At 62.5% G+C, this 19,650-nt stretch carries 19 protein-coding genes; 9 read left to right on the forward strand and 10 right to left on the reverse strand.

The window, feature by feature from the left end; translation table 11 throughout:
- Positions 1-129 precede the first annotated feature (129 nt).
- The gene (locus FBY02_RS17800; protein ID WP_144929567.1) at positions 130-891 is read right to left on the reverse strand and encodes an SDR family oxidoreductase; all 762 of its coding nucleotides are present in this window, start codon (positions 889-891) and stop codon (positions 130-132) included.
- 225 nt (positions 892-1,116) lie between these two features.
- On the opposite strand from FBY02_RS17800, the gene FBY02_RS17805 reads away from it, so the two are divergent.
- A complete protein-coding gene (locus FBY02_RS17805; RefSeq protein ID WP_047699019.1) occupies positions 1,117-2,121 on the forward strand; it encodes an NADP-dependent oxidoreductase in 1,005 nt (334 codons plus the stop codon).
- A 121-nt stretch (positions 2,122-2,242) separates the two neighbouring features.
- On the opposite strand, the gene pyrF is transcribed toward FBY02_RS17805, so the two are convergent.
- Positions 2,243-2,941, reverse strand: a complete 699-nt coding sequence (gene pyrF / locus FBY02_RS17815; RefSeq protein WP_178112112.1) for an orotidine-5'-phosphate decarboxylase — start codon at positions 2,939-2,941, stop codon at positions 2,243-2,245.
- Between the two features lie 291 nt (positions 2,942-3,232).
- Here pyrF and FBY02_RS17820 point away from each other — a divergent pair, with 291 nt between their 5' ends.
- The 3 genes from FBY02_RS17820 (at position 3,233) to xopAW (ending at position 6,006) form a co-directional block, all read left to right on the forward strand.
- Entirely contained in the window at positions 3,233-3,991 is a 759-nt protein-coding gene (locus FBY02_RS17820) for a response regulator (protein ID WP_144929569.1), read from the forward strand.
- Positions 3,991-5,052, forward strand: a complete 1,062-nt coding sequence (locus FBY02_RS17825; RefSeq protein WP_144929570.1) for a HAMP domain-containing sensor histidine kinase — start codon at positions 3,991-3,993, stop codon at positions 5,050-5,052. Before FBY02_RS17820 ends, FBY02_RS17825 begins: the two co-directional genes overlap by 1 nt.
- Positions 5,053-5,214: 162 nt before the next feature.
- The gene (gene xopAW / locus FBY02_RS17830) at positions 5,215-6,006 is read left to right on the forward strand and encodes a XopAW family type III secretion system calcium-binding effector (RefSeq protein ID WP_144929571.1); all 792 of its coding nucleotides are present in this window, start codon (positions 5,215-5,217) and stop codon (positions 6,004-6,006) included.
- Between the two features lie 121 nt (positions 6,007-6,127).
- On the opposite strand, the gene FBY02_RS17835 is transcribed toward xopAW, so the two are convergent.
- From FBY02_RS17835 to FBY02_RS17870, 8 genes are all read right to left on the reverse strand, one after another.
- Positions 6,128-7,165 carry an AI-2E family transporter gene (locus tag FBY02_RS17835; RefSeq protein WP_144929572.1) on the reverse strand — a complete coding sequence of 346 codons (1,038 nt, stop codon included), beginning with the start codon at positions 7,163-7,165 and terminating at the stop codon, positions 6,128-6,130.
- A 62-nt stretch (positions 7,166-7,227) separates the two neighbouring features.
- Positions 7,228-8,049, reverse strand: coding sequence for a DUF4892 domain-containing protein (locus FBY02_RS17840; protein ID WP_144929573.1), 822 nt, complete (start codon positions 8,047-8,049; stop codon positions 7,228-7,230).
- A 129-nt stretch (positions 8,050-8,178) separates the two neighbouring features.
- Positions 8,179-9,030, reverse strand: coding sequence for an alpha/beta hydrolase (locus FBY02_RS17845; protein WP_144929574.1), 852 nt, complete (start codon positions 9,028-9,030; stop codon positions 8,179-8,181).
- Complete coding sequence (locus FBY02_RS17850) at positions 9,027-9,821, reverse strand: alpha/beta fold hydrolase (RefSeq protein WP_144929575.1); 795 nt, start codon at positions 9,819-9,821, stop codon at positions 9,027-9,029. Before FBY02_RS17850 ends, FBY02_RS17845 begins: the two co-directional genes overlap by 4 nt.
- A 107-nt stretch (positions 9,822-9,928) precedes the next feature.
- Positions 9,929-10,372: a hotdog fold thioesterase gene (locus tag FBY02_RS17855; protein WP_144929576.1), complete on the reverse strand. Its 444-nt coding sequence runs from the start codon at positions 10,370-10,372 to the stop codon at positions 9,929-9,931.
- Positions 10,373-10,505: 133 nt separating this feature from the next.
- Positions 10,506-10,958 (reverse strand): histidine phosphatase family protein, encoded by a 453-nt coding sequence (locus FBY02_RS17860; RefSeq protein ID WP_144929577.1) that lies wholly within the window; start codon positions 10,956-10,958, stop codon positions 10,506-10,508.
- The gene (locus FBY02_RS17865) at positions 10,955-11,302 is read right to left on the reverse strand and encodes a DUF4389 domain-containing protein (RefSeq protein WP_144929578.1); all 348 of its coding nucleotides are present in this window, start codon (positions 11,300-11,302) and stop codon (positions 10,955-10,957) included. The genes FBY02_RS17860 and FBY02_RS17865 overlap by 4 nt, the downstream gene beginning before the upstream one ends.
- A gap of 30 nt (positions 11,303-11,332) precedes the next feature.
- Positions 11,333-12,358, reverse strand: a complete 1,026-nt coding sequence (locus FBY02_RS17870; RefSeq protein WP_144929579.1) for an NAD(P)H-dependent glycerol-3-phosphate dehydrogenase — start codon at positions 12,356-12,358, stop codon at positions 11,333-11,335.
- Positions 12,359-12,557: 199 nt separating this feature from the next.
- Here FBY02_RS17870 and FBY02_RS17875 point away from each other — a divergent pair, with 199 nt between their 5' ends.
- The 5 genes from FBY02_RS17875 (at position 12,558) to fabB (ending at position 19,497) form a co-directional block, all read left to right on the forward strand.
- Entirely contained in the window at positions 12,558-14,681 is a 2,124-nt protein-coding gene (locus FBY02_RS17875) for a TonB-dependent siderophore receptor (RefSeq protein WP_144929580.1), read from the forward strand.
- Positions 14,682-15,614: an ABC transporter substrate-binding protein gene (locus FBY02_RS17880; RefSeq protein WP_144929581.1), complete on the forward strand. Its 933-nt coding sequence runs from the start codon at positions 14,682-14,684 to the stop codon at positions 15,612-15,614.
- Entirely contained in the window at positions 15,611-17,512 is a 1,902-nt protein-coding gene (locus tag FBY02_RS17885; RefSeq protein WP_144929582.1) for an ATP-binding protein, read from the forward strand. Before FBY02_RS17880 ends, FBY02_RS17885 begins: the two co-directional genes overlap by 4 nt.
- A gap of 237 nt (positions 17,513-17,749) precedes the next feature.
- The gene (gene fabA, locus FBY02_RS17890; RefSeq protein ID WP_047698989.1) at positions 17,750-18,265 is read left to right on the forward strand and encodes a 3-hydroxyacyl-[acyl-carrier-protein] dehydratase FabA; all 516 of its coding nucleotides are present in this window, start codon (positions 17,750-17,752) and stop codon (positions 18,263-18,265) included.
- 11 nt (positions 18,266-18,276) lie between these two features.
- A complete protein-coding gene (gene fabB, locus FBY02_RS17895; RefSeq protein WP_144929583.1) occupies positions 18,277-19,497 on the forward strand; it encodes a beta-ketoacyl-ACP synthase I in 1,221 nt (406 codons plus the stop codon).
- Positions 19,498-19,650: the final 153 nt, after the last annotated feature.

Genomic DNA, 19,650 nt, shown 5'->3' on the forward strand with positions numbered 1-19,650 from the left:
TCCAAGGCCAGGGCGGCCGAGGACAGTGAAGATTTCCAAAACTCGGTATCCGGTAGATCGTAAGGCCGCTCCGCTTAAGTGAACAGCATTACGCGACAGGCGCGGGCTCTTTCCTACAATGCACTTCCTTTAGAAGGCCGTGACACCGCCATCCACCGCCAGTGAATGGCCGGTGGTGAACGCCGCGCCGTCGCAGCACAAGTACAGCACGGCGCTGGCGATTTCCTCGACCTTGCCGATACGTCCTACCGGGTGCATGGCGTTGGCGAATTCGCCCTTCTTCGGATCAGACTCGTAGGCACGACGGAACATGTCAGTATCGATCACTGCCGGGCAGACCGCGTTCACGCGAATCTTCTTCTTGGCGTATTCGATGGCGGCCGACTTGGTCAGGCCGATTACGGCATGCTTGGAGGCGGCATAGATGCTCATTTTCGGCGCCGCGCCCAGGCCTGCCACCGAGGCGGTATTGACGATGGCACCGCCACCCTGGGCCAACAGCAGCGGCAACTGATATTTCATGCACAGCCAGACACCCTTCACGTTGACGCCCATGATCGCATCGAACTCATCGAGGCTGCCGTCGGCCAGCTTGCCCTTCTCGATCTCGATCCCGGCATTGTTGAAGGCGTAATCGAGACGACCATAGGTCGCGATCACTTCATTCATCAGGTTCTGCACGTCGCTTTCCAGTGTCACGTTGCAGCGCACGAACACCGCTTCGCCGCCGGCTTCGCGAATCAACTGTACCGTGCCCTCTCCCCCCGTCACGTCCAGGTCGGCCACCACGACCTTCAGGCCTTCCGTGGCGAACGCACGGGCGGTGGCGCGGCCGATGCCCGCGGCGGCACCGGTGACTACGGCGACTTGTCCGGAAAACGTCATGCTCATTGTCAGTTCCTTGAAGGATGCAGGGTGGCGCCAGTGTAGGCACAGCCCGGCCTGGCGCAGCAGCACTATCCAGATCCCGGTTGAGCATCCATCGACATCAGTGATAACAGCCCCGGCGGCATTATCACCGGGTTGTATCGACCTGCATTCGCTACGCCGGCAAACCTTGCGACAAGCGTCTCGAAGGGCTATCAACAAAGCTTCATTTCATCTCGAGTACCCACCATGACTGCCCAGACCAATCGCCAGTTCCTGCTCGCCAAACGCCCGGTGGGCGCCGCGACCCGCGAGACCTTCACTTATCAGCAAGTACCGGTCGGCGAACCGGCGGCCGGTCAGATCCTGGTGAAGAACGAGTACTTGTCCCTGGATCCGGCTATGCGCGGCTGGATGAACGAGGGCAAGTCCTATATCGCGCCAGTGGGCATCGGTGAAGTGATGCGTGCGTTGGGCGTGGGCCAGGTGATTGCCTCGAACAACCCAGGGTTTGCGGTCGGGGACTACGTCAATGGTGCACTGGGTGTGCAGGATTATTTCCTTGGCGAGCCAAGAGGTTTCTACAAGGTCGATCCGAAACTGGCGCCGCTGCCGCGTTATTTATCCGCCCTGGGCATGACGGGCATGACCGCTTACTTCGCGCTGCTAGACGTCGGCGCCCCCAAGGCTGGTGAAACCGTGGTGCTGTCAGGTGCCGCCGGCGCGGTGGGCAGCATCGCCGGGCAGATTGCCAAGATCAAAGGCTGTCGCGTGGTGGGTATCGCCGGTGGGGCCGACAAATGCAAGTTCCTGATCGAAGAACTGGGCTTCGACGGTGCCATCGACTACAAGAGCGAAGATGTCCAGGCCGGCCTCAAACGCGAATGCCCCAAAGGCGTTGACGTGTATTTCGACAACGTCGGCGGCGACATCCTGGATGCCGTGCTCAGCCGCTTGAACCTCAAGGCCCGCGTGGTGATTTGCGGTGCCATCAGCCAATACAACAACAAGGAAGCGGTGAAAGGCCCCGCCAACTATCTGTCTCTGCTGGTCAACCGTGCACGCATGGAAGGGTTCGTGGTCATGGATTACGCCGCGCAGTTCGCCGCCGCCGGCCAGGAAATGGCCGGCTGGATGGCCAAGGGGCAGCTCAAGAGCAAGGAAGACATCGTCGAAGGGCTGGAGACGTTCCCCGAGACGCTGACCAAATTGTTCAGCGGGGAGAACTTCGGGAAACTCGTGCTCAAGGTCTGACACATAGCACTTGTGGGAGCGGGCTTGCTCGCGAAAGCGGTGCGTCATTCAACAATTGAGTCGACTGATCTGCCGCATTCGCGAGCAAGCCCGCTCCCACATGGGATGTTGCAGTGTTTGCTCAGGCCAGTTCGGCCACGACCGCTGCCAGCGCCTTGGCTGGATCTGCCGCTTGGCTGATCGGACGGCCGATTACCAGGTAATCGGAACCGGCGTCCAGTGCCTGGCGCGGGGTCAGGATCCGGCGTTGATCGTCCTGGGCGCTGCCCGCCGGACGGATACCCGGGGTGACCAACTGCAGCGACGGGTGCGCCGTCTTCAGTGCGTTGGCTTCAAGGGCCGAGCAGACCAGGCCGTCCATACCGGCCTTCTCGGCCAGCGCGGCCAAGCGCAACACCTGCTCCTGAGGCTCGATGTCCAGGCCGATACCCGCCAGATCCTCACGCTCCATGCTGGTCAGCACGGTCACGCCGATCAGCAACGGTTTCGGGCCGCTGCGCTGATCCAGCACTTCCCGGCAGGCCGCCATCATGCGCAGGCCTCCGGAACAGTGCACATTGACCATCCACACACCCATTTCCGCGGCCGCCTTGACGGCCATGGCGGTAGTGTTGGGGATATCGTGGAATTTCAGGTCGAGAAACACTTCGAACCCCTTTTCACGCAGGGTGCCGACGATCTCCGACGCGCAGCTGGTGAACAGTTCCTTGCCGACTTTGACCCGGCAGAGCTTGGGGTCCAACTGGTCGGCCAGCTTCAGGGCGGCGTCACGGGTAGGGAAATCCAGGGCGACGATGATAGGCGTCTGGCAGGCGGACATGAGTGGGCTCTCAGGCAAGTCGAAATCGGCGCGCATTGTAGCGGAACCAGCGCCCGTGGGGGACCCGATGATCGCTAAATCATCATCGCGCCCCGCTGAACATGGACAACAATGCATTTTGTGTCCATACCGATACATTCAGGACACCCAGGCAATACGCCAGCCCATTACCATCCGCCGCCACACCCCGTCCTTCCAGCCCTTCCCGCCCTGCGGCCCGAAGCCTATGCTGGAGCCACAACCTCGCCGCCTTTTTCGCGGTTGGCAGCTTACCTGGCAGATGATGCACCCATGCAGAACACCCCTGTTGCAAATGCTGACGGCCAGCCGGCCTCAAGCGATGACAAACGCTGGAGCATCCGTGCGCTGATCGTCGATGACGATTTGCCAATCCGCGAGCTGTTGATCGATTACCTGGCCCGCTTCAACATTCGCGCCAGCGGTGTAACCAATGGCGCCGGCATGCGCCAGGCCATGCAGGCCGAGCATTTCGACGTGATCGTGCTCGACCTGATGCTACCGGATGAAGACGGCTTGCAGTTGTGTCGCTGGTTGCGCGCCGAATCGGATATTCCGATCCTGATGCTCACCGCCCGCTACGAACCCACCGACCGTATCATCGGCCTGGAATTGGGTGCCGACGATTACATGGCCAAGCCTTTCGAACCCAGGGAGCTGGTGGCGCGAATCCAGACGATCCTGCGCCGGGTGCGTGACGACCGCACCGAGCAGCGCGCCAACGTCCGCTTCGATAACTGGCGACTCAACAGCGTTCTACGTCAATTGATCTCCGCCGCTGGGCTGGTCGTACCGTTGTCCAATGCCGAGTTCCGGTTGCTGTGGGTGTTCATCGAACGACCGCGTCGGGTGCTCAGCCGCGAACAACTGCTGGACGCCGCCCGTGGACGCTCCATCGAGGCGTTCGACCGCAGTATCGACCTGCTGGTCTCGCGCCTGCGCCAGAAACTGGGTGACGACCCCAAGGCCCCGCATTTGATCAAGACCGTGCGCGGTGAAGGCTACCTGTTCGACGCGCGGGACATCGGCTGATGCGATTGCGCCTCGACTCGCTGTTCGGCCGCCTGTTTGGCGTGCTGTTGCTGGCGATCGTCCTGGCCCATCTGTTGGCCTTCGCCTGGTTCATCCATTACGACCAACCGCCGCCTCCCGGCCCTCCCCCGGAGTTTTCCCGGCACGGTGACGAACCACCGCCCTTTGCCTCCCCCCCTTTCGCTCCGCCCCCCGAGCCTCGTTCCCGCCCCTGGTTCGGTGGCCCGGTGGTACCACTGACGTTCCAGTTCATATGCCTGATCATCGCGGCCTGGTATGGCGCCAAACTCCTGACCCGGCCAATCCAGCGCCTGAGCGATGCCGCCGAACGCCTGAGCGAAGACCTCGACAGCCCACCGCTGGACGAAACCGGGCCACGGGAAGCCCGGCAGGCCGCCCATACGTTCAACCTGATGCAAAAGCGCATTCGTGAACAGGTCCAGCAGCGCTCACGCATGCTTGGAGCGGTGTCCCACGACCTACGCACCCCGCTGTCACGGCTGAAGCTGCGCCTGGAACAGATCGACGACGTCAAGCTGCAAGGCCAGATGTGCCAGGACCTGGACGACATGATCGGCATGCTCGACGCTACTCTCACCTACCTGCACGAACAGCGCACCAGCGAGGTACTGCAATGGATGGACGTGCAGGCCCTGGTGGAATCCCTGAGCGAAAATGCCCAGGACCAGGGCGCCGACGTGCAATCCAGCGGTTCCTGCGCGCCTTTGCAGGTGCAACCGATGGCGCTGCGTTCGTGCATCAACAACCTCATGGACAACGCCTTGCGCTACGCCGGACACGCTTCGATCGTGTTGGAGGATCAGGACTTCCAGGTGCTGATCCGGGTCATCGACCACGGTCCCGGTATCGCCGAAGACAAACGCGAAGCGGTGTTCGAACCGTTCTATCGCCTGGAAGGCTCACGCAACCGCAACTCCGGCGGCGTCGGCCTGGGCATGACCATCGCCCGGGAAGCCGCGGAACGCCTGGGCGGGCAATTGAGCCTGGAAGAAACCCCGGGCGGCGGGTTGACCGCGGTCATTCGATTGCCGCGTACCTGAATCCCTGCGTGCACAGCCCCCTGCTCGCTCCCACAGGGACCCCGGATGAGCCAGGGTTTTGTACTCTCCCCGGTACAAACCCCACATACCCACGACAACTGCCCCGCCGAGGCTGCATAAGCCGGTGCACCCACCGGCTACTTCACCCCAAGGAGAGCGCCCATGATCGGCAGCGTCAGCAGTAGCAGCTACTCGACGTACACCAGTATCAACAGCACCGCGACCAACAGTGCCCGCAGCCAACAGTTCCAGAAGGAATTGCTCGGCAAGCTCGACAGTAACGGCAATGGCTCGCTCGACCAGGACGAACTGAGCACGGCCCTGTCGCAGAAAAGCGACGACGGTATCCTGGTCAGCCTGAGCAAAAACTTCACTGACCTGGACAGCGACAGCAGCGGTGACCTGAGCATCGACGAAATGGCCGCAATGACCCCGCCGCCGCCACCGCCCGGTGACCAGCCACCGAACACCGAACTGGCCGATGCGCTGCTCAGCGTCCTGGACTCCGACGGTGACGGCTCGGTCAGCAGCGACGAGTTGAGCAGCGGCCTTTCCAGTGCCGGCAGCAGTGCCGACAGCACCCAAGTGTTCTCGGCCCTGGACAAGAATGAGGACGGCACCGTCAGCCTCGACGAACTCGCCGCCAGCCTTGCTCCACCGCCACCACCACTACCACCTCAGCAGGCCTCCAGTGAGGAACTGTTCAGCCAGCTCGACGCCGATGGCGACGGCAGCGTCACCGCCAGCGAACTGACCAGCGCCTTGCCGTCCAGCGACAACTCCACCACGAGTACCGACACCAGTGCCATGCTGATGAAGGTACTCGACAGCGACAGCTCTACCGACCAGTCCAGGGTCAGCGAAGCGCTGAACAGAATGATTGCCAACCTGAGTCGGCAGTATTCGCCGGATAACGTGGCGAGCGTTGGGAAACATCTGAACGTGGCGACCTGATGCCCTGAGAGCCTGGCCCCACAAGCGCCAGGCTCATTGATCAGGATCACACTTGTGGCGAGGGGATTGATCCCCTCGCCACAGATGAAGCCCTCCACCACACTTAATTACCCTTACAGCATTACCGAGCCTGGCTCTTGCTCCAATCCGTCAGCAGGCTGTATGCCACCGCCAGCAGCGTGGGACCGATGAACAGGCCGATGAAACCGAAAGCGATCAACCCTCCGAACACCCCCAGCAAGACAATGACCAAGGGCAGGTTTCCACCACGGCTGATCAAGTAGGGTTTGAGCACGTTGTCCACGCCGCTGATGATGAACGTGCCCCAGATGCCGAGGAACACTGCCATCCCGTATTCGCCCTTCCACACCAGCCAGGCCGTTGCGGGGATCCAGACCAGCGGCGGCCCCATGGGAATCAGGCTGAGCAGGAAGGTGGCGATGCCCAGTACCAGCGCGCCCGGTACGCCGGCGATCAGAAAGCCGATCAGTGCCAGCAAGGCCTGGGCGGCGGCGGTACCGATCACGCCGTTGACCACCCGTTGCACCGTACCGGCCACCAGTTCGATGTAGTAACCGGCACGGTCGCCGATCAGGCGTTCGAGCAGCCCGTGGACAAACGTCGCCAGACGCGGTCCGTCGCGATAGAAAAAGAACACGAACACGATGCTCAGGGTCAGTTCGAGCATGCCGCCACCGATCTGTTTGCTGCGGGCCAGCAGCCAGTTGCCGACCTGTCCCAGGTAGGGCTTGATGGACACCATCATCGCCGCACCCTGCTGGTCGATGCTGTTCCAGATAGCGACCAGCCGCCCGCCCACCAGCGGCAAGCCGCCCAGCCAGGCCGGGGCATCGGGCAGGCCGTCGACCTGCACGTCCCTGATGAACGCTGTGGCATCGCGTACATGATCGGCCAGGTTGAAACCCAACCACACCAGAGGCACCGCCACCAACAGCATCCAACCCACCGTCAGCACCGCCGCCGCGAGGGATTCGCGACCATTGACCCAGCGGGTCAGCAGGCGCATCAGCGGCCAGCTGGCGAAGGCCAGCACCGCCCCCCAGAACAGCGCCGACCAGAACGGTGCCATGACCCACAGGCTTGCACCGAACAACACCAGGAGCAGGATCTGCACCAACAGCCGATCGTTATTGAGCATGGAAAGTCTCGAAGAATGAACAGGACCGGGACAGCGGCGCATCGTCCGCTGTCCGTCACAGATTAGCGCAGCAACTCAAGGTGAAGACCCGCTGTATTGCCGCCACCGGCCGCCTCCATCCGCGCCTCACGCACTCCCTGCCCCGCCAGTGCCTGGCGCCAGGCTTCGGCCTCGGGACCGGCGAGGCTGACCCGCAGGCCGGTGTCCAGGTTCAACGCCCGGGCCAGCAGGCGTAGCCAGGTCTCGTCCGGCTCGCCGACAAGACGTGGCAGATCCAGCACGCCGGTGTCCTTGAGCTGGCGCAGCAGCGTGGCGGAAGTCGGCAACAAATCCCCCAGGGGAGCGCTTGCCTCGAACTGCTCGACATGCAGGTAAGCCTTGCGATTGCCGCGGGTGATGCCGTACAGCGCAATCAAGGTGTTGTCCGTCGGCGGCGCCAGGCGCAGCAGCAGATAGGCCTGACCGTTGTCGGCCCCGTAGAGCTTGGCGTTGCCGAATACTTCGTTGGCCCAGAGACTGCTTTCGCCGCAATCACGGGCCTGGCACCAGTACAACAACTCGGCACCTTGCTGTTGCAAGGCTTCTCGAGCGGCAGTAAAGGCCTGGGTGGCGGAATGTTCCGGCGGCAGCTCATAGGTCACCGACGTGACGGCGCCACGGCCATCGACCTGCCCGTCGAAACGCAACTGGCCGCTGATCTTGCGAATCGAGCCCAGGGGATAGATGCGCTCGACGTCCCTGGCTTGCCGGTAATCGACAATCTGCGTGTCGGGCAGGCGCGGTACGCGCTCCAGATCCCGGCTGCCGGGCACATCGACGGCGAATGATGCCGGGCTGATGCAGGCCAGCGCCAACCAGGCGAGTGAATGAACGAATGGTTTCATCGGATCGACTTGGCCTGGCGCCGGTGGACGAAACCGGCGTCATCCCTGCGCCACAAGGCGGATAAGCAGAACTCTGTCATGGTGGTCTCCCTTTCAATCCGCCCAGCCTCGACAGTTGCCCGACGCAAGTCAAGAAGCGCTGAAGAACCGATTGAAACAGTCTGCTACAAGCACGGCACCGGCCTCGTCGTTCAGATGCAAATGATGACCGCCGGGCAATTGTTCGTGACTGAAGGGTAGACGCTCCAGCAATTCGGCGTGCCGGGCCAGCATGCCCTCGGCTGCGACGATCAGATGGGCGGGGCAACCGACCCGCGCCACGAAGGCCATGGCCTGTTCATCGGTCAGGCGCAGCGGCGAGGGCAAGGTCAAGCGATTGTCGGTGCGCCAGGTGTAGCCTCCCGGCACCGGCATCAGGCCTCGCTGGGCGAGCAGTTCGGCGGCCTCGCGGCTGACCGCCACCAGCCCTTTCATGCGCGCTTCGATGGCTCGGTCGAGGGTGGTGTAGACCGGCTTGGTCTTTTTCTGCAGATCGAGCTGCGCCTGCAGGGCCATGCCCATGCGTTCGGCCGCATTATCGCCCTGGGCAGTCGGGGGAATGATGCCGTCGATCAGCCCCAGGTGCGTCACCCGCTCCGGCAGGGACCCGGCCAACACCAGCGACACGATGGCGCCCAGGGAATGCCCCAGCAGTGCGAAACGTTGCAGGCCCAGTTGTTCGGCCACCTGCAGCACATCATGGGCATAGTCCCACAGGGCGTAGCCGGCACCGGCCGGCCGATGCCCCGAATGACCATGACCCGCCATATCCAGGGCAATGATCCGCAAGCCTTCGAGCCGAGGGGCCAGGCGGGCGAAACTGTTGGCATTGTCCAGCCAGCCATGCAAGGCGATCACCGGCCGGCCATCTTCCGGTCCGAAAAGGTGGGCTGCCAGTTCGATGTGGGGCAAGCTCAGGCGGACTTCTTCAACTCCGTTCATGCGCTGCGCCCTTGCCAACGCTGAAACAGCCCCTTGAGCAGATCGGCCGTGTCCAGAGGGTGCTCCAAAGGAAACATATGCCCGCCGGGCATGCTCAAGGACTCGCCCAGAGGCATGCTGCCCACCGAACGGGCGTGATGACGCATCACCACGCGACTTTGCCGACCTCGCACCACCGCCAAGGGCAACTTGAGCGTACGGGGCCGACCAGGACTGGTGTGCGGCACGCCGCGGTAGATGCTGATTTCCGTGGCTGGATCGAAGCGCAGTCGCAGGCGGTCACCGACTTGTTGCAGGCCATGTTGCAGATAGGCGTCGAAGCAATCCGGGTCGAAACCGCGAAACAGCGTCTTGCCGGAAAAATACTGCCGGGCCGCTTCCAGGTCCTCGAACTCCTCGCGCCGGCCCAGGGTCCGGCCGGCCGGGGTCAGGCGATCGATGAAGCCCAGGCGCTTGGCGGCCAGGATCACCCAGCGATCCGCGCGGGTCAGGACCGGCGAATCGAGCATGACCACACCACGATACAGCCGCGGGCAGCGCAACGCCGCGTGCAGATGCAGCACGCCGCCCAGGGAATGACCGACACCCCATACCGGTCCTGGCTGTTGTTCCAGGTGATGAATCAACTCGTCCACCAGGTTGTGCCAATTATCGTCCACTGGAAAACGCGGGTCATGACCGTGCAGCTCCAGATGCGAGACCTGATACTGCGGCGCCAGCGCGGCAAACAGCTTGCCGTAGGTGGCCGAGGGAAAACCATTGGCGTGAGCGAAAAACACCTGTTGCGACATGACAGCCGATCCATTGGGGGAACTGGGCAGATTGTCCGCAGATGCCGATGGCGCGGCAATGACCGTAACTGACAGGAATGATGACAGTCTGGCTCGGGCTATTGGACTCAGCGCGCCGGCGGTTGCTCGCCCAGCGGCACCACCGCCATGGTCAGGCGCGACACGCAGTTGACCTTGCCCTCGTCGTTGCTCAGGCGGATGTCCCAGACCTGGGTGGTACGGCCCAGATGGATCATCCTGGCCGTAGCCGTCACCCGTCCGCTGCGCACACCGCGCAGGTGGTTGGCATTGATTTCCAGGCCCACGCAATAGAACTTGCTGGTGTCCACGCACAGATAGGCGGCCATGGAACCGACCGTTTCGGCCAGGACCACCGAAGCGCCACCATGCAACAGGCCGAACGGCTGGTGGGTGCGGTGATCGACCACCATGCTGGCGGTCAGGGATTCGTCGTCGAACGACTCGAAACGAATATCCAGCACCTCGCTGATGGTGTTTTTAGCGGCAGCGTTCAGTTGTTCGATGTTGGGTGTGGTGCGCCACAGACTCATCGTTGCCCTTCCTTATGTTTATGTGGGAACAAGGCCCTGATGCCAATCAACGATCAAGCGATATTTCTGTGGGAGCGAGCAGGCTCGCTCCCACAGGTCGTGTAGCTTGACTGGCAGCAAGGCCCGGTCTTTTTCATGGATGCCGAAGGCCCTTGAGCCGCATCGCCCCGGCCAACGGCAGGTCACCTTCCAGCTCTGCCAGGCCAGCCGTCTTCACCTGCTCGGGTTGTTGCAGATGGCCGTGTTGCGCCAGGCCCAACAGGCTGCCCACCAGCGGATTATGGCTGACCAGCAGCACATCATCCCGGTCCGCCAGATGTTCCAGGACTGTTTGTGGCCGGGTTTCCGGCTTGAGCCAGTCGACCGTGATCAGTTCCGGTTCGAAACCCAAGGCCTCGCGCACCAGGTGCGCAGTCTGCTGGGCACGCAGATAAGGACTGGCATAGATGGCCGTCAGGGGTCGACCGATCAGTTCGGCGGCACTGCGCAGGACTTCTTCACGCCCGTGAACCGTCAACGCCCGTTCGGGATCGGGGCGGGCACCGTATGGCTCGGCTTCTCCATGGCGCAGTACCCACACTTTCATAGCTTGGGTTCCTCATCATGAACAGGATGCGGGGCCGGCGTCACGACATGAGGCGCTTCGCCTTCCGGTGCACGCGGGCTCGGCCAGTCAGCGAACGGCCAGGGTTTCTGGTCGCTGTGGAAGGTGCCGAAACGGCCGATCTGCGCCAGGAACTGGCTGAGGCTGTCGCCGAAGTTCATCAGGCTGGCGCCGGGTGCGCCGTAGATCAGCCGATAGATCAATTGCACCAGCACCACGGCGCCAAGGATGAATTGCGCCACTTGCCAGACCAGCAGATAGACCACCATCCACAACACCCGCAACAGGATGGACTCGTATTGGGCCTGGCCCTTCGGATCGTTCATAGCTCACTCCTGCTTGTCATCGACAGCGGCTCAGTTGAAGCCACTGGTGGAAATGAAATCGACGTCGGTCTTCGGTTCACCACGCATCAACAGTTCGATCACCTGCTCCAGCGTGCGCCCTTCGAACAGAATCGCGTGCAGCCCCGCGACCAGCGGCATATAGACCCCGGCTTCCTGGGACCTGGCCTTGAGCACCTTCAGGGTGTTTACTCCTTCTGCCACTTCGCCCAGGCGCGACACGGCCTCATCCAGGCTCAAGCCCTGGCCGAGGGCGAAACCGACCTGGTAATTGCGGCTCTTGGGCGAGGAACAGGTAACGATGAGGTCACCCACCCCGGCCAACCCGAGAAAGGTCATCGGATTGGCGCCCTGGCTGACGGCAAACCGCGTCATTTCCGCCAGGGCCCGGGTGATCAGCATGCTCTTGGTGTTCTCGCCCATGCCCAGCGCCACCGCCATGCCGGAGATGATCGCATAGACATTCTTCAGCGCCCCGCCCAGCTCCACGCCGAAACGGTCGGCACTGGCATAGACCCGGAAGGTGCGACCATGGAGTGCGGCCTGGACGCGCTGGCACAGTTCTTCGTCTTCACTGGCCACCACGGTGGCGGTCAGAGCGTGCTCGGCGATTTCCCGCGCCAGGTTCGGCCCGGAAATCACCCCTATCCGCGCTTTGGGCGCGATATCTTCAAGAATCTCGCTCATCAGCTTGAAGGTCTGGGCTTCGATGCCCTTGGTCAGGCTGACCAGGAGCTTGCCGCTCAGGCTTTCGGCGTGGGGCGCCAGCACCGAACGCAAGGCGCTTGACGGCAAGGCGACGAAAAACAGGTCGCTGCCCTGGAGAGTGGCCGGCAGGTCGGTTATCGGCTCCACTTCCGGACGGATCTTGATGCCCTTGAGGTAACGCGGGTTCTCGCGGTTGACCCGGATGGCCTCGGCCTGCTCCGGGTCGCGCATCCATTGGCGCACCGGGTGGCCATTCTCGGCCAGCAGGTTAGCCACGGCGGTGCCGAAACTCCCGCCTCCCAGGACCGCAATCGGGCGCTGTTCAGTCATATGCAATCCGTTCATCCATACCAAGTGGCGATGCCGGGCATTATACGGAGCGTCCAGATCGCGACTAGCCCCGCCATTAATTACCTGCAACTGTAGGAAGCTGACCATCAGTTGTTCGGAAAATGCTGTCACCGCAACTGGAAAAGTCTCTCAGCTCAGTTAACATGCCCGCCATCGTTCTGTTATCAAAGGCTCCGCCGTGACCGTTGGCCCCTCCCGCTCAGGTTCGTCACTGCTATTGGCGCTGCTCGTCAGCCCGCCAGTGTGGGCCGATGACTTGTTCGTCGACAGCCAGCCCCTGCCCCAGGTCCTGACCGCCACGCGCCTGAAGCAATCGCCGGCGGCGGTGCCGGGCAGCATGACCGTACTGGACAGCGAGCTGATCAAGGCCAGCGGCGCCCGGGACATCAGCGAGCTGCTGCGCCTGGTACCCGGCATGATGGTCGGCAACCTCAGCGGCAATCAGCCCACCGTGAACTATCACGGCACCAACGCCAGCGAAGCCCGCCGCATGCAGGTGCTGATCGACGGCCACTCGGTGTATCGCGCCGGCCTCGCCACCGTGGACTGGAGCGACATTCCGGTGGACATGGAGGACATCGAGCGAATCGAAGTCTTCCGCGGGCCCAACACCGTCAGCTATGGCGCCAACGCGTTGATGGCAGTGGTCAATATCATCACCCGGGCACCGGCCAACAGCCACGGCACGCGGGTAAAAATCACCCGGGGCCAGCGCGGTATCAGCGACTGGTACGCCAGCCAGGGCACCGGCTGGGAGGGTGGTGATCTGCGGCTTTCCTTGTCCGGCCAGGAAGACGACGGCTTCGACAGCGACCGCAACGGCGCCGACTACCGCGACAGCCGCCGCTTGAACCGCATCAACCTGTCGGTCAGCCAGACACTGAACGAACAACAGAGCATCGACTGGCAGTTGAATGCCAAGGACGGGACCAACCAGCGGCCTTATACCTACCGCCCGGTGTTTGCCGGGATTACCGCCGCTGGGGATAACTCCGACGTCATCGCCAAGGACTATGCCGGTTCGGCGCGCTGGAACCTGGACCTCAACCCCAACCACAGCCTGTATGTGCAGGGTTCGATCCAGCACTGGGATCGCCAGCAGACCTGGCGCGCCTGCGATGCCGAGGTGTCCTTCAGCCCGCAACTGACCGACCTGTGGCTGCTCAATCCGAACTACGCCGAGAAACTCGCGCGCAACATGCCCGGCTTCACCAGCATCGGTGCTCCCCCCGGTACGGCGCAGGAACAGGCGCTGGCCAACCAGGTGCTCGACCAATGGCGCAACGGCGCCTCGCGAACCGTGTGCGGCGACATCGACCAGAGTGCCCGGGAATCGCGCTATGACCTGGAAATCCAGGACACCCTCAGCCTGTCCGACAGCCTGCGGCTGGTGACCGGGGCGAACTATCGCTATGACCGGGCCGACTCCGAGACGTACTTCAACGGCACCCTGGATGACACCACCTGGCGACTGTTTGGCCAGTTCGAATGGCGGGCCACCGAACACTGGCTGTTGCAGGGCGGCGCGATGTTCGAGGACACCCGCCTGACCGGCAGTTCGCTGACGCCGCGGGTGGCGGTCAACTACCTGATCACGCCTCGGCATGGCTTGCGGGCGGTGTACTCCGAAGCGGTACGCTCACCGGACATGTTCGAGAACAACGTCAACTGGAGCTATCAGGTCACGAACCTGCGACCCGCCGCCTTTGGCCGAAACAGCGCGCGTTACTTCGTCCAGACCCGCGGCCCGGGGAACCTCGACCAGGAGCACATGCGCTCCCGGGAACTGGGCTACAACGGTTACTTCATGGACCTGGGCCTGACGGTTGACGTCAGGCTGTTTCATGACGAAATCACCGGCATGATCAGCGAACCGCTGCGCAACAATCAGTACATCGCCAGCAACGCCAATGAATCGCAGTTTTCCGGCGCCGAAACCCAACTCGACTGGCGCCTGACCAACGCCGACCGCCTGCGCATGACTTATGCCTATGTCGATGCCCTGGCCAGTGCCCCCCTCGATGAACAACTGACCGCCCGCAACAGTGGTTCGGCCGGCTGGCTGCGGGACTGGGGTCAGGGCTGGAACAGCTCGGTGTTCTATTACGCCGCCGATGCTCTCAACGGCTACCGCTTCGAACGGGTCGATACCCGCCTTGCCCGGCGCATCCCCCTGGGCAAAGCCAGCCTGGAGCTGGCGGGTGTCTTGCAACAGCGCCTCGACAATCAGCCCACCACCTTCGTCGACAACCGCTACGACTCCCGGCATGTCATGTACTTCAGCGCGGAGTTGTCCTTCTAGATGCCGCGGAGCCAACCGCGCAAGAGGCCGTTTCGCGGCCACCTGCCGCTGGCCCTGTGCCTGGTGTTGGCCGGCCTGCTGGCAACGTTCGAGGCCCGCGCCGCCGACATCCTGTTGACCGGTGCCCAGGACAGCCCCGGCGTACAGTCCTTTACCCAGGCCCTGAAGGCCCTGCGCCCCGAAGACGATGTGCGCTTCGCCCCGTTGGCGAGTCTGCCGGCACCGGACAAGTTGCCAGCCAACACCCGACTGATCCTGCTGGACCTGCCCAGCCTCGACTGGCGCCTGCAGGAATCCCAGGGGCCGGCCACGCTGGTGCTGCGGATCAGCCGCTTGCAAGCCCGGGACCGCCTGGGCGATGCGATCCCCGCTCACTTGAGCCTGCTGTGGAGCGACCCGCCGGTCGCGCGACAACTGCGCCTGATCCGCATGATCTTCCCGCAAGCGCGTCAGGTCGGGGTGTTGTACGACGGGCACAGTGAGTTTCTGCTCAAGGAGATCCGCCAGGCTGCCGCACCGTTGGACCTGGAGATCGTCACCGAGCGCTGGGAAGACACCAGCGACAGCCGTCCCCTGCAAAGCCTGCTGGGCCAGAGCGATGTATTGCTGGGCCTCGACGACCCCGATCTGTACAACCCCAAGACGGTGAAGAACCTGTTGCTCAGCAGCTACGCCCGGCAACGCGCGCTGATCGGGCCGAGCGCGGCGTTCGTCAAGGCCGGCAGCCTGGCCAGCACCTACAGCGACCAGGAAGACTGGCTGGCGATTCTCGACGATCTGCTCGACCGTCCCGTCGCCACCTGGCCCCGCGCGCTGTATCCGGCCCGCTTCAAAGTCCTGGACAACCGGCAAGTCACCCGCTCCCTGGGGCTCGAGCCGATTGACGCCGCATCCGTCGCTATGCAATTGGCCGAAGGAGAACACCGCCCATGACCTTGCGTCGCCGTTGGGATATCAATACACGCACCCAGCTCATCGCCCTTGGCCCGGCGCTGTTGCTGACCGTGCTGTTGATCAGCTTCTTCACCTTCGTGCGAATCCAGGACTTGCGCCAGGAACTCAATCACACCGGGCAACTGATCGCCAACCAACTGGCGCCAGCCACCGAGTACGGGGTGATTTCCGGCAACAACGATGTGCTGGAAAGCCTGCTCACCGCCACCCTGGCCACGCCCCACGTACGTTTTCTGGAAGTGCAGGACCGCACGCATCGGGTGTTGGTGCACGTCGAGCAGCCGGCGCAGGATCGTGTTCATTCCCAGCAGATCGAAATGTTCCAGGCGCCGGTTCGCCTGCAGCGCATCACCCTGAACAACGATTTCCTGCAGGGCAACAGCACGCCCATCGAGGCACCCGGCGAAGATTACCTGGGCCGGGTGATCGTCGGCATGTCCAATGACGCCTTCAGCCAGCGGCAGCAGGAAATCCTGTTCAAGGCCGCGATCCTGGCGTTGTTTGCCCTGCTGTTCACCTTCCTGGTAGCTCGTCGCCTGGCCTCTGACCTGTCCCGGCCGATCCGCGACATCGGCAACGCCGTCAAGGCCATTCAGCAAGGCGACTACAGCAAGCCGTTGCCTATCGTGGACGACGCCGAGCTGGGGGCCTTGTCGCGGCACATCAACAACCTGGCCGACGGCCTGGACCAAGCCAGTCGGGAACAACATCAGGCCATGGCGCAATTGATCAAGACCCGGGAAGAAGCGGAAAAGGCCAACAGCGCAAAATCCGAATTCCTGGCCATGATGAGCCATGAATTGCGCACGCCCATGAACGGTGTGCTGGGGATGCTGCAACTCCTGGAAACCACCCGGATGACCGATGAGCAGCACGAGTACACGGCGCTGGCCTCGGAATCCACCGAACACCTGCTCAAGGTGATCAACGATATCCTCGATTTCTCGCGCATCGAACGCTCGGCCCTGGAACTGGAACATATCCCATTCAACCTGACCGAGCTGGTGGGCAGTTGCGCCCAGTCGTTCCAGCACAGCGCCGCCCAACGCAAGCTGGGCCTGGATCTGTTGATCCCCGACGACATGAAGGGCCTGCAAGTGCAAGGCGATCCAACGCGGATCCGGCAGATCCTGGTGAACCTGATCGGCAACGCACTGAAGTTCACCGAGCAGGGACGTGTCACCGTGCAATGCCAGTGGCAAGCCCTGGACCACGAATTGCTGTGGTTCACCTGCACGGTGCGCGACAGCGGCATCGGTATTTCGCCCGAAAGCCTGGAACGCATGTTCGACGCGTTCCAGCAGGCCGATAGTTCGATTTCCCGCCGCTACGGCGGCACCGGTCTGGGCCTGCCCATCGCGCGCACCCTGGCCGAACGCATGGGCGGCACCCTGCGGGCCCAGAGCGAAGAAGGCCAGGGCTCGGTGTTTACCCTGGAAATTCCGCTGGCGCTGTCCACACAGAGCCCGGCGGAGATGACGCCGCGGTTGTCCAACGGCAACGAAAGTGGCGAAGGCCGCAACGTGTTGCTGGTGGAGGACAACCCGGTCAACCAGACCGTGATCGAAGCCATGTTGCGCAGCCTGGGCTTTACCGTCAGCATCGCCGCCGATGGCGCCCAGGCCATCCGCAGTGCTGAAAGCCTGATGTTCGAATTGATCCTCATGGATTGCCGCTTGCCCGTGGTCGATGGCTATGAGGCCACGCGGCGGATCCGCCAGTTGCCAGGTTGCAGTGAGGTGCCTATCGTCGCCCTGACGGCCAATGCCTTGCAGGGCGATCGCGAAGCCTGCCTGGCGGCGGGTATGAACGATTACCTCGCAAAGCCGTTCAAAAGGGTTGATCTGCAGCATATTCTGCAGCGCTGGGTGCATTAATAGGCTGTGTAGCTGGCGTGAAAGGCGAAAGTGCGGCAGTCTTAGGCACCCGAACGAGCCTTGATTGAGGCTCGGATAAAAATTTCAGTGCACAGGTGTACATTCATTTTCCCGTGCGCTGTGACTTTCACTACAACGCAATAGTCTATGAGTAGGCTGTCGATTCGAGGCATGACCGCTTCGGTCGGTCGGGAAGATTCGCCCAACCCTGCCGCATGGGACTATTGAGGAGCTCGCATGACCAAACAAAACGCCTTTACCCGGGAAGATCTGCTGCGCTGCAGTCGCGGTGAGCTGTTCGGCCCAGGTAACGCGCAACTGCCCGCCCCGAACATGCTGATGGTGGATCGCATCACCCATATCAGCGAAGAGGGTGGCAAGTACGGCAAAGGTGAATTGGTCGCCGAGCTGGATATCAATCCGGACCTGTGGTTCTTCGCCTGCCATTTCGAAGGCGATCCGGTCATGCCGGGCTGCCTGGGCCTGGATGCCATGTGGCAACTGGTCGGTTTTTTCCTCGGCTGGCAGGGCCTGCCGGGTCGCGGTCGCGCCTTGGGTTCGGGCGAAGTGAAGTTCTTCGGTCAGGTCCTCCCGACCGCGAAGAAAATCACCTATAACATCCATATCAAACGCGTCCTCAAGGGCAAGCTGAACATGGCCATTGCCGACGGTTCGGTGAGTGTCGACGGTCGCGAGATCTACACCGCCGAGGGCCTTCGGGTCGGCGTTTTCACCTCCACTGACAACTTCTAAGGGTTATCCGCATGCGCCGCGTCGTTATCACTGGTCTGGGCATCGTTTCTTGCCTGGGCAATGACAAAGAGACCGTCTCCGCTAACCTGCGTGCAAGTCGCCCTGGCATCCGGTTCAACCCGGAATACGCCGAAATGGGTCTGCGTAGCCAGGTTTCCGGCTCCATTGACCTGAACCTCGAAGAACTGATCGATCGCAAGATCTACCGTTTTGTCGGCCATGCCGCGGCTTACGCCTACCTGGCCATGAAGGACGCCATCGCCGACTCCGGCCTGACCGAAGAGCAGGTGTCCAACCCGCGCACCGGCCTGATCGCAGGTTCCGGTGGCGCCTCGACCTTGAACCAGATGGAAGCGCTGGACATCCTGCGCGAGAAAGGCGTCAAGCGCGTCGGTCCGTATCGCGTCACCCGGACCATGAGCAGCACCGTTTCCGCCTGCCTGGCCACGCCTTTCAAGATCAAGGGCCTGAACTACTCCATCGCTTCTGCCTGCGCCACCAGTGCCCACTGCATCGGTACCGCCATGGAACAGATCCAGATGGGCAAACAGGACATCGTATTCGCCGGCGGCGGTGAAGAAGAACATTGGAGCCAGTCGTTCCTGTTCGACGCCATGGGCGCCCTGTCCAGCAAGCGCAACGAAACACCGGAAAAAGCCTCCCGCGCCTACGATGCCGACCGTGACGGTTTCGTCATCGCCGGTGGTGGCGGCATGGTGGTGGTCGAGGAGCTGGAACATGCCCTGGCCCGTGGTGCAAAAATCTACGCGGAAATCGTCGGCTACGGCGCCACGTCCGACGGCTACGACATGGTGGCCCCAAGCGGCGAAGGTGCTATCCGCTGCATGCAGATGGCCATGTCCACCGTCGACACGCCCATTGACTACCTGAACACCCACGGCACTTCTACTCCGGTCGGCGACGTCGCGGAAATAAAAGGTGTACGCGAAGTGTTCGGCGACAAGGCGCCGGCCATCAGCTCCACCAAGAGCCTGTCAGGTCACTCCCTGGGCGCCGCCGGCGTTCACGAAGCGATCTACTGCATGCTGATGATGGAAGGCAACTTCATCGCCGGCTCGGCCAACATCGACGAGCTGGACCCGGAAGTGGCCGACCTGCCGATCCTGACCAAGACCCGCGAAAATGCCACCATCAACACCGTGATGAGCAACAGCTTCGGCTTCGGCGGCACCAACGCCACCCTGGTACTGAAGCGCTGGCAGGGCAAGTAAGCCTCGCCGCTACGCCGCACACGAAAACGCCCCGACTGGTTCGGGGCGTTTTTTGCCTGCCATTTCCCCCTGTGGCTATCATCCTGTGGCGAGGGGATTTATCCCCTCGCCACAGGGCCCTCTCTGCCACAGAGCTTCCATAGCCACAAAACC

The organism is Pseudomonas sp. SJZ078, from assembly GCF_007828255.1.
Taxonomy (GTDB): domain Bacteria; phylum Pseudomonadota; class Gammaproteobacteria; order Pseudomonadales; family Pseudomonadaceae; genus Aquipseudomonas.

Coding starts and splice junctions, on each gene's coding strand:
- xopAW (WP_144929571.1), top strand. CDS start 5,215: ATGATCGGCAGCGTCAGCAGTAGCAGCTACTCGACGTACACCAGTATC.
- FBY02_RS17850 (WP_144929575.1), bottom strand. CDS start 9,821: ATGTCGCAACAGGTGTTTTTCGCTCACGCCAATGGTTTTCCCTCGGCC.
- FBY02_RS17845 (WP_144929574.1), bottom strand. CDS start 9,030: ATGAACGGAGTTGAAGAAGTCCGCCTGAGCTTGCCCCACATCGAACTG.
- fabA (WP_047698989.1), top strand. CDS start 17,750: ATGACCAAACAAAACGCCTTTACCCGGGAAGATCTGCTGCGCTGCAGT.
- FBY02_RS17835 (WP_144929572.1), bottom strand. CDS start 7,165: ATGCTCAATAACGATCGGCTGTTGGTGCAGATCCTGCTCCTGGTGTTG.
- FBY02_RS17840 (WP_144929573.1), bottom strand. CDS start 8,049: ATGAAACCATTCGTTCATTCACTCGCCTGGTTGGCGCTGGCCTGCATC.
- FBY02_RS17865 (WP_144929578.1), bottom strand. CDS start 11,302: ATGAACGATCCGAAGGGCCAGGCCCAATACGAGTCCATCCTGTTGCGG.
- FBY02_RS17885 (WP_144929582.1), top strand. CDS start 15,611: ATGACCTTGCGTCGCCGTTGGGATATCAATACACGCACCCAGCTCATC.
- FBY02_RS17805 (WP_047699019.1), top strand. CDS start 1,117: ATGACTGCCCAGACCAATCGCCAGTTCCTGCTCGCCAAACGCCCGGTG.
- pyrF (WP_178112112.1), bottom strand. CDS start 2,941: ATGTCCGCCTGCCAGACGCCTATCATCGTCGCCCTGGATTTCCCTACC.
- FBY02_RS17855 (WP_144929576.1), bottom strand. CDS start 10,372: ATGAGTCTGTGGCGCACCACACCCAACATCGAACAACTGAACGCTGCC.
- FBY02_RS17860 (WP_144929577.1), bottom strand. CDS start 10,958: ATGAAAGTGTGGGTACTGCGCCATGGAGAAGCCGAGCCATACGGTGCC.
- FBY02_RS17880 (WP_144929581.1), top strand. CDS start 14,682: ATGCCGCGGAGCCAACCGCGCAAGAGGCCGTTTCGCGGCCACCTGCCG.
- FBY02_RS17820 (WP_144929569.1), top strand. CDS start 3,233: ATGCAGAACACCCCTGTTGCAAATGCTGACGGCCAGCCGGCCTCAAGC.
- FBY02_RS17800 (WP_144929567.1), bottom strand. CDS start 891: ATGAGCATGACGTTTTCCGGACAAGTCGCCGTAGTCACCGGTGCCGCC.
- FBY02_RS17825 (WP_144929570.1), top strand. CDS start 3,991: ATGCGATTGCGCCTCGACTCGCTGTTCGGCCGCCTGTTTGGCGTGCTG.
- FBY02_RS17870 (WP_144929579.1), bottom strand. CDS start 12,358: ATGACTGAACAGCGCCCGATTGCGGTCCTGGGAGGCGGGAGTTTCGGC.
- fabB (WP_144929583.1), top strand. CDS start 18,277: ATGCGCCGCGTCGTTATCACTGGTCTGGGCATCGTTTCTTGCCTGGGC.